The sequence below is a fragment of the Paenibacillus sp. 7523-1 genome, assembly GCF_002276415.1.
Taxonomy (GTDB): domain Bacteria; phylum Bacillota; class Bacilli; order Paenibacillales; family Paenibacillaceae; genus Paenibacillus; species Paenibacillus illinoisensis_A.
In genome coordinates this window covers 151,146-165,263 of the sequence record NZ_NPBR01000022.1, presented here as the reverse complement: position 1 = coordinate 165,263, position 14,118 = coordinate 151,146, and the positions used below count along the sequence as shown (strand labels likewise).

Here is a 14,118-nt window from a genome sequence, read left to right as displayed (position 1 = left end):
TAAATCAGAGATCTGTATAAGACAGATTCATTCGTACGTTCCCGGCTACGTTCCACTGTCCCAGCAGCTTGCTATTGCCGGAAACGACGAATTCAATCCGATTGTGCAAGAGACGATCAGACAGCTGCCGCTTCGTCCGGCTGGGCCAAAAGCGCGGCAAGCTTCTCCAGATCCGGTTCCAGCAACGCCTCAAACTTGCCATCCCCTCCAACTTCAATAACAGGAACATGCCGAATGCCGTATTTCGCTTCAAGCACATCCCTAAGCACGTCATTGCCTTCCACTTCAATGTTCTCAAAAGGCTGATTCCGCGACGTCAAAAACGCTTTTACCTCTCCACAGAAATGACAGCCTGTTTTGCTCCATAGCACTACTTTTTTGGGTGATGTAGACATCGATAACCCTCCTGATTGTATTCAAGGATAAGATCGAGGCATGCCTCAGACCTTTAATTCCTACCTGTTAAATAAGAATTATGGCTATAAATGTACTCTTCGTACCCTCAAGCGTCAATGGAGCTGCTAATAGAATAAACCTATAGCAGCATAGAAAGATTAAATTTATTTTTTTTGAAAAAGCGATTACATCGATCCGTCTCTGCTTGCTTCTTTGACCAGAGTAAGGACTTTCCGGGCCATCCCGGCATAAAAATCAACCTCATCCGGACTTTGATCGATAGCCCATCTAAGCGTATCAAAGGTCTTCAAGATCATGACATGTCTCATCTGATCCAGCTCATACTCATTCAGCCCGTAACTCTCTATAAAGGCTTCTAATTCAACCCTATTGGGTCCTTCTCCATGGATCTGGCATCGTATCATATGTATGATATCGCCATACGGAACCACAGTGACTTCAGCATTTCCCCAATCCAATAGGGTAACCTGACCTGCCAAATCAACCATCGTGTTCTTCAATGAGAGATCACCATGACACAGGCCAAAACGGAACGTTTCCATTTTCAAACGCTCGAACCATTGTCTTATCCTTTTCGATTCTGCTTTAGTTAGTACACCCAGCTCAATTAAAGGGTCATGCTCCGTCAAGCTATTGATATTGTACTGAACGTATCCCTGCCAGCTGCCATCTGATCCCGCATGCGGCGGGGAATAAAATGTACCCGAGACAGGGTCCATCCGTTCTCCGAAACCTGCCACCGGAATGGAATGAATCCGTTTTGCGTACTCGCCGAGTTTTCTCCAGATTTCAATTGTGTCAATCGTTGCATCCCGTCCGTTATCTCCCTGGACAACCGTTTGAATCATATAGGCTGTTTCATCCATTATTCCAACGGATAACGTCTCTGGACCCGGAACCCCAACGGCTGCTGCTTGCTCAAGGCACCATCGTTCCTTCATAAAGATCGGATATTGGTCTTTATCGTTCATGCGCACGATAATATTATGCTGCTCCGTCTCAACTACACAAACCTGATTGACGAAACCCTTCCCAACAATCTGATGTGCTGCCTTGACTTTTTCCTGAAAAAAATGACTGGCTATTCGTTCGGCCAGTACGATGCTTTCATTCTTCATCATGCACCATCCTCATATCGCATGCTTAAGTTAGCTCTGCGATGATTCAATATGGTCATAGTGTAAAATGAAATCGCTTACTTTTCAATCATCCATAAACATAAGATTGCCTTGTATGTAACGCTTGGAAAGCCTGGATGCGAAATGAAATGGAGCCGTGTGCTGCACATTACATCTCGCATCATGCCGAACCGATTCACAGCGAGCCTCAGCTTTACAGATCTTCGTTTAAGAGCTGCGGCGGGGCGATGATGGGCAAGCCTTCCTGAATTGCTTGCAGCTGCTCCGGAGACACGCTCAATACATGACCGGAATGTACGCCCCATCGTTCTGCTGCATATACCGTTGCGAACTTTCTCCTTCTGCCCTCGCTGATCTGATACCGAACCTCCGGCGCATCAGCTGCCGCAAGAATACAGCCTTCCGTCCAACCCGTGTCCGAGTCATGAATCGATGAAACATGCACATGCCTCACTTCAAGCGGCCAGCCCCGGATTTCACTTGCTGACACTACAGCATCTCCGGCAGGGATCCCCAGCAGATCCAGTTTGGCTACCTGAACGGGGGATATGCCGCGAGGTACGGGAATATTCAGCTTGCGGCGCAGTCCTCCCGCCAGACGGTATACATCGCCTTTCGCATCGGACACGAAGCAGCCTTCCGGATAAAAGTCGCAGCTGCGTCTTGTCTTCATTACTCCGTCCTGACTGCCCTTCGTGGACAATTGCTGGCGCGGGTTGGCTTTGCCCAAATGGGCGGAATCCGGCGCTGCCGATGAATTCTCCTGTTCCATATGGTGTGCCAGCTGCAATGTCTTCGCGACCAGAGCGTGAGGATCTCCCCACTTCCTGGAATGAAACTGTTCGTTCCCCTTGTTCACAGCAGTAAAATCCGGTTCATCCAGCGCTTTCATGCTGACGCTGCCAAAGTGATGGATGAAGGCATCTCCTGCGACCGCAAGCTTATATCCTGCCAGCTTCACCCGAATCATCCAGTCATCATCTTCGAAGTTGCCTACCGCATATCCTTCATCCAGATATCCCACCCGCTCCAGCAGCTCTCGTGAGAACAGCCAGCAAAATCCGACAAGCCGTTCGGTTACCCGGTGTTTACCAGGGTCAGGCCGGTTGTGTCTGGCGGCAAAGGACCACATATCCTGCACCTCGGAATACGGAACATCGATCTGCTGATCGCCTCCTATATAGTTGGTGACTGGGCCGACCAGGCCAATCTCCGGATCACTGTCCAGGCAGGTCATCATGTTATCAAGCCAGCCTGGCGTGACCAGCGTATCGTTATTCAGCACCACGATATGACGACCTCTTGCCATCATCAGTCCCTGATTGACACCACCGGCAAATCCGCGATTGACATCCAGTGCAGCCACTCTCACCATGCCGCCTTTACGCAGCATCGCTTCTGCCGTACCGTCCTTCGAACCATTATCCACTACAATGATTTCGTAGGGAGCAGGCGTATGTTTCTCGATACTGGATACACATTTAAGTGCATATTCCCGCTGATTATAGGTCGGAATAATGATGCTGACCCCTTCAAATAATAATCCAAATGAACTCTGACCCTGTCTTATCCCTTCATCGTATCCCCTGCTGTACCCTTGTTTGTACAGTTTGACAGCTCGGGCCCCCCGCTTGCCTTTCCCTCTGTGTCCCGACTTCCGCACAGTGCTCTTTCCAGCGGAATGCAGAACTACTTTGGCGGGTCCGGGGCCCCGATGCTTGGATATGATACCTGGTTTGCTCATGTTGCTTCCCCCATTTCCCCTCGTCCGGATGCGTCGCGTCAACCATCCGCCAGACTCCATTAGAGATGAAGCTCTCCTGTAACCAATTTATCAGCCAAATGCCCAAAATCCAGAGCAACCCTGCCAAGTTCACCGGCAATTCGCCGACACAGGATTACGGCCGGAACTCCTGCAGCAACCAGAGCAATATCGAAGGAATGCGCTGCCGTTTCCTGCACCACCCTGGGCACATCCATAACCCCGGCAACGGAACCAATCATGCCCGTCACATGGATTCCGTGACTGAGAAGCAGTGCACCGAGCCCGCTTGCCTGACTGCCAATCACCAGCACGCGGCGGCCTTGTAGGATAGGCAGCAGCAGCCCCGCATGATGCAGACTGTAGTTGATTGTGGAACTGGTCAGCTTCAACCGGGACCAGTCAATCCCGAAGTGGCGCATCACCGGAAATAACAAGCCTTGAAACGTGGGCGCCCGCGAGATCGGAACGCCTACCCAATCCGCACCCTGTATCGCTTCGGCCAGCGCAGCCCGAATCTCGGGAACGGAGCGCGGGACCCCTGCGTAAGGCAGGAACGGTGCCAGCTCCTGCACCTGCTCGCCGGGCAGCACCGTATCGGCTGCCAGCGTCAGCAGTTCGCCATCTCCGAGGCGAACGACCGACAAGGGGCGCTGTGCATCCAGCGCCCCCCGGATCTGGTCAGCCACCTCGTGGGGGCTGGCCAGACGGGTGAGGCTGGGCGCATATTGGCGGAAACCTGCCGCGATCAGATCTGCCGCCGCTACGGCAGGCAGAATGTGGTCCGGCGGGATGTGCTGCGCCACCAGCGCCTCCCCGCCCGCGAATACGCCGTCGCGGTAGCCCTCGGCGTAGCCGCCGGGTGCGCCTGCCGGCTCTGCAGGCGGCAGGGTCTTGGCGCTGCCCGCAGAGCCGGCAGCAGAAGCGCCAGCTTGCCCCGTGGGGGCGACACCACCGTGCGGGTGGTGTGTCGCCCGGAGCGGGGCCGTGCCCGCACCGCGGGCAGGCACCGCCTTCGGCGTGCTGGCTTGCGGTGCGGGCACCGGCGCACGGCGCGCAGCCGGGCGCGGCGCCCGCCGGGATGCTGCGCGGCGGCGGCCGTGAGCGGCGGCATGCCCGCGCCTGCCAGCGGAGCGGCGGCGTGCAGCGGCCTTCCTGCCGGCAGGCTTACGCGGCACAGCAGTACGTGCGCCCGCCGGGGCCCGCGCAGTGCGATGCCCGGGCTTGGCGGCAGCCCGCCGGGCTCCAGCCTCTGGGGTTCCCGTCACCATCAGAACGCCTTGCCCTTGAAATGCTGCCGGGCGAGTACCTTGCGGCTTACCTGTCGCCCTTGCTTCCGTGTGCCCGGTCCGTTTCGCTACTCTCATGGCATTCCCTCCCTTGACATGCACGGGAGCGCCGCTGCACAAAGCGCCGGAGCCTCCTTCCAGCTCCGGCGCAGGTTACTCGGGTCCCATCGGGCACCGCACAGCGGCAGCATCAGGCGCATGATGTTATGGCAGTTGTCCCTTCATGCGGACTGCAGCTTCCTGCAGCGATTCGAAGGTACCTGCATCGCTCCAGTATTCTTGCAAGATGTCATACTCCAGGCCTCCAGCAGAGGCATAGTGGTTATTGACATCCGTAATTTCAAGCTCCCCGCGTGCAGAAGGCGTAATGCCATCAATCAGATGGAATACATGGTCATCGTACATGTAAATCCCCGTTACGCAGTACGAGGTTTTCGGCTGGCTTGGTTTCTCCTCAATGTACGATATGCGCTCCGGATGGTTCGCGTCAAAGACAGGGACACCGTAACGTCTGGCATCATCGACCTCTTTCAGCAGCACACGTGCTGTTCCCGCAGGCTGCTGCACATAACGATCAACATAAGGTTTCAGATCATCACTGAACAGATTGTCACCCAGCAGTACGACAAACTTTTCACCAGGAAGAATAAAGGATTTTGCCAGATCAAGTGCTTCAGCAATGCCTCCCGCCTGCTCCTGAATCCGGTAGGTCAACCGAACTCCAAGCTCGGCTCCGCCGCCCAGATACTCCGTATACAGTCCCGCCGAATGTTTGCCCATTACAATCAAAATATCCTCAATGCCCGCCTGACGGAGTCTGTCGATGCCATACACAATCATCGGATGTTTACCGACCGGAAGCAGATGTTTGTTAATCAGCCGCGTCAGAGGATACAGCCGTGTTCCCGTTCCTCCAGCAAGAATTACACCTTTCATTCCACATTCCCTCCTTCATCGGATGTCTCAATATATTCAAGTGGATCGACATGCCATTTATGGATAAATATCGAGCGATTACGTTCCAGCAATTGCTTCCATGCAGCCGGGTCCGTCTTCTGAAAACTCGCGCTGCCGCGATGATGTACAAGTACATCTCTGCATACAAGCAATCGATACCCTTGCATGCGAGCCCGGTAGCAATAATCATCATCCTCATAATGTCCAGGCGAATAGGCTTCGTCAAGCAAGCCGATGGACGTCAGGACCTCTCGCCGAAACAACATGCACAGTCCTACGATGCGGCTGACTTCCTTCCACCTGGTTGGGTCTGAGACATTGTTGGTTGCTGCTAATTGCTGGAACTGTTCCATGCTCCCAAAGTCCAGGTCAACCTGCTGAATCCCGCTTGCATAATTGGTTACCGGACCGGTGATTCCGATGTTTGCTTCACTGTAGAGTCCGAACCGAAGATTTTCGAGCCACCGCGGGGTCACCGTGACATCGTTGTTGAGCAGCAGCAGCTCATCACCGCAAGCCGCACGCAGCCCGGCATTACAGGCTGCTGGGAAACCCCGGTTCTCCGGTAAGCGAACAAATCGGACTCGCTCACGGGCACAATAGGCTGCCGTACCATCGACGGAACCGTTATCCACTACCACAATCTCGTAAGGTGTGCCTGCTCCGGTATACTCCCGAATGGCATCAATACACGGCTTCAGCAGGTCCAGTCCGTTATACGTTGGAATCACGATACTCGTCAGTGTCATCGGGCGTTCCTCCTGTAAGCCACTTCGGCTCGGGATAACATCCGCGAATCCGGCCCATGCTCTGCTGACGCCATCCAGGCTGCAATCGCCTCCAGGTGGTCCCCAATGATCAATCCCGCGACTTCGTTACCACTGCCTGTATTCGTGGTACGCAGACGATTGGAGCGAATCACGTCCACCTGGTGAGGTGCCGTTACACTTAGACCGTGCCGGATCGCCATGGCTTGCGCCTTCGGTGGGACAGCCAGAGATTCAGGCATAACGGCCAGAACCATTTTGCGGGAAAGGGCATGCGGGACGGCAGTCAAGGAATTGGACCCCAGATCAGGTCTTCCGAGAGTACGGTTGAGATACGCCTTGATCCGGCTCACATCATCCTGCCGGGCAAATGGAGGAAGTAATGAATTCAGATCATTTAATGCCACATCGCTTCCCCGGTCCACTGCATACAGAAAAGGGGCCAGCTGTTCTGCCGGAAGCACCATGTCCCCATCTACAAAAAGAATCGCTTCCGCTTCGGTCATTTTCGCTCCAAGTGCGCGGCCTACATCATGTCCTGCCCGATCCGGTTCATACACAAGGGTTATACCGGACTCGGCCAGCACCAGATTCAGACTGTCGTCCGTTGTTCCATTCAACACAACAATGATGTCCATCAGCGGCAGCCGCTTTAACTGTGCCATTACTTTTCCGAGTGTCCGTTCTTCATTGCACGCACAGACAACGGCGGCAGCAGAATGATGAAGGGGGAGCGGGACGATATCCACTGGATATCCTGCACCCTGCACGTATCCTTGCATATATGCTTTCCCTGCCTGCATGGCAGCTTCATAGCTTCCGAAATTTCCCGAGATGGACTGCCAGTGCTCACGCCAGGCAAGACGTGCATGTTGGGCAGCCAACGCTCGATCTTCAGGTGCACTGCATCCTGCTTGATGACCCGACTTCCACACTGCATTCAAACTGGGTTCTGGAGCCTTGGGTGCTCGACCCTTCGGTCGCCTTCTCCCGGGAATGTTCCGTCTGGAAGCCAGTTGTCTTTTCATCGTCCGACGATGACGGACAACTCTCGAACGTTCTTTCATCTTCTCACCTCGTCAGACAGCGAACACGCTGCAGGTCGGAATACCCTCCGCGTGGACCGAGTTCGTCGGTGATCCACCTGATCGCTGTCAGATGATCATTCAGCACCACTTGGCTCAGCGGATCTGGCCCGCTTCGCCGTTTCACCCGAACCGCATTCATTTTACCTACAGGTACATGATGAACGGCGCGTACCTCTAATCCACTCGACACGGCTTTGGCTAATGCAAGCGGAGGGACCTCCAGCGAAGGAACACCTATAACATCAAGTGCCTTGCGGCTTAACGCATGCGGAATGGCTGTCATTGAAGCTCCCTGCAGGTCCGGCCTGGCCAGGATGCTGTTCAGGACATGCTTGGCCTCCACCACTGGATGTACAGGATTTCGTTTAACCGGACCGTCATAATCGTTAAGCGCTACATCTGTCCCATCCAATATGGCCTGCACATAGGGAGCGAGCTGCTCTGCAGGTATGGGGATATCTGCATCGGTAAACAGGAGGATTCTTCCGCGAGCAGCTGCTGCCCCCATTCTTCTTCCTGCGTCGTGTCCCAGAGCTTCCGTATACAAAAGCACTCTTGCACCTGCTGCCTGTGCCGCTGCTGCCGTGCCGTCCGTTGAGCCGTTAACAACGGCAATCACTTCGGAATCCCTAAAGATGCGAAGCGCCTGCCTAACAACTCTGCCAATCGTCTTTTCTTCATTCATTGCCGGTATAATCACCGAAAGCATGGGGTTGTTTGGATGGTTTCCCTCCCGTATTGGGGGGATGACGTATCTGGGAGTTCCCGTATTCTTCTTACTCACGGGTTTTACACGTCTCTTGTTCAACTGTTTCCTCTTTCGGCTCACCCGTTTGGCGGCTGAATGAACAGTACGACGACGCTGCTGCAATACTGTCACCTCCCACCCTCAAAAATACTCAACATGCCAAGGGAGTACACGTTATTCTATGTAATTAGGGAATAGTGGAAACGGCGTTTGTCCTTGATTTCCATAAGCTTCTGGCAGGAAAAGAGTTATTCAGCCTCACCTTCAGTGCATATCCGTCAAAATAAAAATCGTAAACCTCCTCCTTCACTTTTTTAGAGGACCTTCTAATATAGGAACAAAAGCGGTGTCCCGGACAATTCCAGGAACCGCTTTTGTGCATAAACTTCGTGAATTGGCGTATCTTTTTAATTTGCAGGACCCGCTGCAATCCAGGACAACAAACCATAGGTGTGCTTGCATCCAGGTGTACGGAACACTTCCAATACCGCTTCATCCTCACTCTGGGACAGCAGTGATACCTGGAATCCGCGATCATTACTCATTCCTACAATCACATAATGTTCTGATGCGAATGATTGCTCGAATGCTACCGTTACCTCAACACATTCTTCATCTTCAGGCAGGATAAAAGCTTCCATGCCGAACTGCTGAACGACCGGCTGACGACTGACACTGCGAACCGGCTGGAATGACAGGTGTTCAGGCCCAACTGCTCCATGCTGCAGCTGGCTGCTTCCAACAGCACCTTCACTCAGATGCTCCTGTTTAACCGCCTGCTCACTCAGCTCAAACTCCGTAATTTTATCGATCTCCTGCGGAAGTTCAGGTACTGGCTGCAGTACCTGTGGCTGAACTGCATCAGCTGTCGTCAAGGAATCCGCCAATGTTTCTCCAGCATCATTGGTCAGTAATGGCTGTTCCTGTACTTGTTGGTCTGTTACTTGTTGTTCCAGCTCTTGACTCGGAGTCTGTAACGTCGGAGTTCCCCCCAGATCAGCACTCGGCAGTTCCGTTAGGATGGCAGACTGTGATGACTGTAAAGCCTCATCTTCTCCCTGAAGCAGCGCTTCCTGACGTTTGATCGCTGCCAGCTTCTCCAGCGTTTCTCCACTGAACTGTCGAATTGCATTCCAGATCTCTTCGCTCAAGTGCGCCGGGCCTACAATGCCCGCGTTCAAGTGATTGGAAGTGATACTCTGTTCAGCCAGTTTGCTGGCAGTTACGCTGCCGTCAGCCAATTTGGCACTCGTGACGGACCCATTTTGCAGGTGAATCCCACTGACCAATTCTTCTTCCAAATGAGCTGTTCGGATACTGCGTTCTTGAATGTGATCACCCAGGATGGTTCCATCCTGAATATGGCGGGATTGCACACTTTTGTCTGTCAGGTGGACAGCGGATACTGCACCTTCAAGCAATTTGTTGCTATTTACACTGCCATCGGCGAGTTTCGCACTTGTGATGGAACCATTATGCAGATGAATCGCACTTACCGATTCCGCCTTCAGATGGGAAATTCCAATGCTGCGTTCCTGAATATGATCGCCATGAATGGCTTTCACCTGAATATGCCGGGATTGCACACTGCCATTCGCAATATGGACATCGGATACTGCATTTTCCAACAATTTGCTGCTGCTTACGCTGCCATCAGCCAGTTTGGTACTCGTTACCGACCCATCCTGCAGATGATCCGCACTTACCGCTTCCCCTTCCAAGTGAACCGTGCCGATGCTGTTCTCCTGGATATGGCCAGCCAGGATGGCTCCTTCCTGAATGTGGCGGGATTGCACGCTTTCCGATGCAAGATGAACTCCCGTTATAGTATCTTCAAGTATTTTGCTGCTGCTCACACTGCCATCGGCCAGTTTGGCACTCGTGACGGACCCATTTTGCAGATGTACCGCACTTACCGCTTCCTCTTCCAAATGGTTTGTGCCGATGCTGCGCTCCTGGATGTGATCTGCACGGATGGCACCTGCCTCAATATGCCCGGATTGCACACTATCATCTGCAATGTGAATTCCGGATATTGTTCCATCCAGCAGCTTGCTGCCGCTCACGCTGTTGTCGGCCAGTTTGGCACTGGTTACAGATCCATTTTGCAAATGAATCGCACTCACCGACTCCTCTTCCAGATGAGTTGTGCCGATGCTGCACTCTTGAATATGGCCAGCATGGATTGCACCATCTTGGATATGCCGGGATTGCACACTATCATCTGCAATGTGAATATCGGATACGGCTCCCTCAAGCAGCTTGCTTCCGTTTACACTGCCGTCGGCCAGTTTGGCGCTGATTACAGATCCATTTTGCAAATGAATCGCACTTACCGCTTCCTCTTCCAGATGAGGTGTGCCGATGCTGCGCTCCTGAATATGGTCAGCAAGGATTGCTCCTTCCTGAATATGACGGGATTGCACACTTTCGGAGGTGATATGAATACCGGATACCGCACCTTCGAGCAGCTTACTTCCACTCACACTGCCGTCGGCCAGTTTGGTACTCGTTACAGATCCATTTTGCAGGTGAATTGCACTTACCGCATCTTCTTCCAGGTGAACTGTACCGATGCTCCGCTCCTGAATATGATCGGCATGGATCGCATCTGCCTGTATATGCTCAGATTGCACACTTTCCGTTGCGATATGAGCTGCGGATATCGTTCCTTCGAGCAATTTGCTTCCGCTGATGCTGCCTTCCGCCAGCTTCGCACTCGTTACCGACCCATCTTGCAAATGAACCGCACTTACCGACTCCTCTTCCAGATGAGCTTCGCCAATACTGCCCTCTTGAATATGATTCGCGAGAATGGCTCCCTCCTGGATATGACGGGACTGCACACTTTCGTCTCCAATATGGGCAGCCTCAATCGTTCCTGCGGCCAATTTGCTGCCATCCACACTGCCACTTGCCAGCTTGGAGCCTGTTACTGCTCCATCCTGCAGTATAATTGTACTTACTGCTTCTTCCTCCAGGTGAGTTGTTCCGATGCTGCGTTCATGGATATGATGCGGAAGTATTTCACCATCTTGAATATGGCGGGAATGTACTGCGCCCTGCTGCAGGTGAACCGCACTTGTCGACTCTGCCTGAAGGTGCAGCCCACTGATCAAGCCGGGCTGAAGGTGAGCCGCTGTGATGGATAAAGGTGCCAGATGGTCTGTTTCAACAGACCCCGGAGCCAGGTGATGGGAGGTGATGACCTGTTCAGCAATATGCTCGGCATGAATAATGTCTGGCTTCAGATGCTGTGAGTTTACGACATGATGATCCAGATGGTCCGACTTCACACTGCCATCTGCCAGATGTTCCGTTTGCACAACGGAAGCCTGCAGATGCTTACTGCTTATGGCACCCTCTTGTAATTCTGTCCCTGATACTGAGTCTGCTGTTAAGTGGTCTGCAGTTACGGACCCATGGCGCAGTTTGTTGCCTGTGATGCTGCCATCGGCGAATAATTCCGGTGAACGTATTTCCTCCGATAAATGTTCCAGTGATACAGCATGCTGCTTCAGATGATAACCACGTATGGTTCCGGCAGGGATATGCTTGGCGTTAATGCTTTCTGCCATGATCTTGGAAGAAGTCACACTGCCGTCTGCCAGTTTGGCTGATGTGACAGCAAAATCCGCCAGTTTATCCGTAGCAACACTCTCTGGTGAGAGCTTGGGGGAGGTGACCGAATGATCTGTCAGATGCGGCGGGAAAATGGACCCTCCAGCAAGCTGAGCCGAAGTTATGCTGCCAGGAGCCAATTTGTCCGTTGTAACTGCCGCACGTGCAATGGCATCCGTTTCAACACTACCCGGCTGAAGGTGAGGGACACCTACGGCATGTTCCGTCAGATGCTCCGATTTCACGGCATATGGTCTCAGGGCCTCAGACCCCACACTTCCTGGAGCCAGATGTGTACCCGTAACACCACCATTTGCAAGATGTGAGGATGCGACACTTCCCGGAGCGAGCGCTCTGCTGCTAACCGATGCTGTTCCCAGTTTTTCGGATGTCACACTTCCATCCGCAAGCTTCACGTCTGTTACTGCAGCATCCTGTAGTTCAAACGTACCCACCGCAGCCTCAGCCAAATGCCGCTCGGATACTACACCATCTGCAAGAGCTTCTCCGGACACACTTCCGGTAGACAGGTGAGGTGCCTCAATGCTTCCACTTGCAATATGAATCGAGTGAATCGCAGCATTATCCACATGTACCGGTGTAATTCCCCGATTGACAATATGTTCCGCGCGAATGGAGCCTTTGGCAAGATGTTTGCCCTGTACCGCTTCATCCGCAATTTTGGAAGCAATGACACTCTGGTCTGAGATCTTGGAAGCGGTAATGGATTGCTCCAATAATTTTGCCGTTCCAACCGATTGGTCTGCCAGTTTACTGCTGGTTACGGCTCCCTCTGCTAAGTGATCACTACCGACTTCCCCTTTGCCCAGTTGATCCTTGCCCACCGCCTGAGCACGAATCTGGTTTGAACCGATGGAACCATCCAGCAAATGTTTTCCACTAAGTGATCCCTCAGCCAAATGTCTGGTTTGTATGGATCCATCCTCGATCTGATCACTCCCAATGCTGCCAATCGATAATTGCGAACGACCGACCGCTCCTTCTGCCAGATGTGTTTGTTTCACTGCTCCGTCCTGAATATGGTGAGACTCGATGGATTTATCTTCGATCTTGCTGCCTGTGACAGCACCTTCACGAATTTTGGAAGTGGTCACTGCATCGTCAGCCAATTTGGACGTATGCACAGCGCCTCCCGTGAGATGCCTTGTATCTACGCCGCTAATCGCAATCTTATCTCCGGTTACGGCGTGATTTTTGATTAAATCCTCCGTAACCAGCATGCGGCTTAGATGTCTTGTGCCGATGGAACCATCGGCAATTTTGGCCGAATCGATGACCTGATTGCCGAGCTTCTGCGATGTAATGCTGCCGTCTTTGATTTTCTCGCCTGCAATGGACGCATTGCGTATTTTGTGACCGGACACAGAGCCATCAATCAGGTGTTCTTCCGATACCGAAGCCTCTGCAAGTTTGGCGGAGACGATCGCCCCATCTGCAATGTGAATGCTGGTCACCGCATAATCCTGCAATGCTTCACTGCCGACTGCACCCGGTTTCAGCTTGGAGTCATCCACAGAGAACGGGGCCAGTTTGCTCTCCGTAACTGCAAAATCACTCAGATCATCCGTGTAGATATAGTGACCGGTATGGCCCGGCATCTGGTTCTGGTTCAGAATCTCCAAGCGGTCTCTACCTGTGGTTTCCTGCTGGATGATGTTTTGCTCTTCCAGAGCAAGCGAAGCCACACTACTTACTTGAACCTGAATCTGCTTTTCCGGGTGCGTCTGGACATCCTCGCTATCCGATGCTGCAGGTTCCGGATCATTCGTTTCGGCTGCGATAACCAGGTCTTCCAGCTCGTTCGTAGAGGCAGGGAGTTCCGTTGATTCGTCTAAGAATTCTCCGGGTGCCTGATTCGCTCTCGAATCCGGTTTATTGATATTCAAGCGCTCTTCCCTATTCTGGGTTAGACCTGAATTCATGGTGCCTGCACGCCGTTCGGTCAGTTCCAGTTCCTTAAATTTGGGGCTCACATGCCGCAGTTTTGGCGTAGGAACCTTCTTATTGCCTTTTTTACTCATGCAGCTTGCTCCTTCCTCTAACGTTCATCTCCGGCATCATATGCTCTGGTATGGGCATCTGCCACTTCATATCACGACTTTTGAAGGTAAGATTGGATTGGATGAGCGGGTCAAACTGCAAAAGATGAACCTGTCCATGGTGAAATAGGCTGTGCCCGGCTATAGATGTAAGGCGGCTGTCCACGCCCCTGCTGGAAAAATGTCATACGATACTTCATAAGCCTTCCGTATATATCCGTAAAACGGCTTACAATGCAATGCGCTTTATTTATTCTCACCCATACCTGG

10 protein-coding genes are annotated in these 14,118 nt (G+C 52.7%); 1 reads left to right on the top strand and 9 read right to left on the bottom strand.

All coding sequences use genetic code 11. From position 1 onward, the window contains the following. Positions 1 to 116: 116 nt before the first annotated feature. The 9 genes from CHH60_RS22905 to CHH60_RS22865 all read right to left on the bottom strand — a co-directional run bounded on the left by CHH60_RS22905 (position 117) and on the right by CHH60_RS22865 (position 13,830). Positions 117 to 395 carry a glutaredoxin family protein gene (locus CHH60_RS22905; RefSeq protein ID WP_095361319.1) on the bottom strand — a complete coding sequence of 93 codons (279 nt, stop codon included), beginning with the start codon at positions 393 to 395 and terminating at the stop codon, positions 117 to 119. Positions 396 to 581: 186 nt separating this feature from the next. Then, positions 582 to 1,535, bottom strand: a complete 954-nt coding sequence (locus CHH60_RS22900; protein ID WP_095361396.1) for an aminoglycoside phosphotransferase family protein — start codon at positions 1,533 to 1,535, stop codon at positions 582 to 584. 214 nt (positions 1,536 to 1,749) lie between these two features. Next, entirely contained in the window at positions 1,750 to 3,300 is a 1,551-nt protein-coding gene (locus CHH60_RS22895) for a glycosyltransferase family 2 protein (RefSeq protein WP_176476173.1), read from the bottom strand. A gap of 59 nt (positions 3,301 to 3,359) precedes the next feature. After that, entirely contained in the window at positions 3,360 to 4,007 is a 648-nt protein-coding gene (locus tag CHH60_RS22890; protein WP_255248054.1) for a GT-D fold domain-containing protein, read from the bottom strand. 804 nt (positions 4,008 to 4,811) lie between these two features. Further along, on the bottom strand, positions 4,812 to 5,543 hold the full coding sequence (locus CHH60_RS22885) for a sugar phosphate nucleotidyltransferase (RefSeq protein WP_095361317.1): 732 nt from the start codon (positions 5,541 to 5,543) through the stop codon (positions 4,812 to 4,814). Then, complete coding sequence (locus tag CHH60_RS22880; RefSeq protein ID WP_095361316.1) at positions 5,540 to 6,313, bottom strand: glycosyltransferase family 2 protein; 774 nt, start codon at positions 6,311 to 6,313, stop codon at positions 5,540 to 5,542. The genes CHH60_RS22885 and CHH60_RS22880 overlap by 4 nt, the downstream gene beginning before the upstream one ends. Beyond that, positions 6,310 to 7,398: a glycosyltransferase family A protein gene (locus tag CHH60_RS22875; RefSeq protein ID WP_255248053.1), complete on the bottom strand. Its 1,089-nt coding sequence runs from the start codon at positions 7,396 to 7,398 to the stop codon at positions 6,310 to 6,312. Before CHH60_RS22875 ends, CHH60_RS22880 begins: the two co-directional genes overlap by 4 nt. A gap of 4 nt (positions 7,399 to 7,402) precedes the next feature. Next, positions 7,403 to 8,203, bottom strand: a complete 801-nt coding sequence (locus CHH60_RS22870; RefSeq protein ID WP_441339410.1) for a glycosyltransferase family 2 protein — start codon at positions 8,201 to 8,203, stop codon at positions 7,403 to 7,405. 371 nt (positions 8,204 to 8,574) lie between these two features. Next, positions 8,575 to 13,830, bottom strand: a complete 5,256-nt coding sequence (locus CHH60_RS22865) for a WIAG-tail domain (protein ID WP_095361314.1) — start codon at positions 13,828 to 13,830, stop codon at positions 8,575 to 8,577. Between CHH60_RS22865 and CHH60_RS29945 the strand changes: the two genes are divergently transcribed. Then, complete coding sequence (locus tag CHH60_RS29945) at positions 13,829 to 13,978, top strand: hypothetical protein (protein WP_176476172.1); 150 nt, start codon at positions 13,829 to 13,831, stop codon at positions 13,976 to 13,978. The two genes, CHH60_RS22865 and CHH60_RS29945, sit on opposite strands and share 2 nt — an antisense overlap. The last annotated feature ends 140 nt before the right edge of the window (positions 13,979 to 14,118 follow it).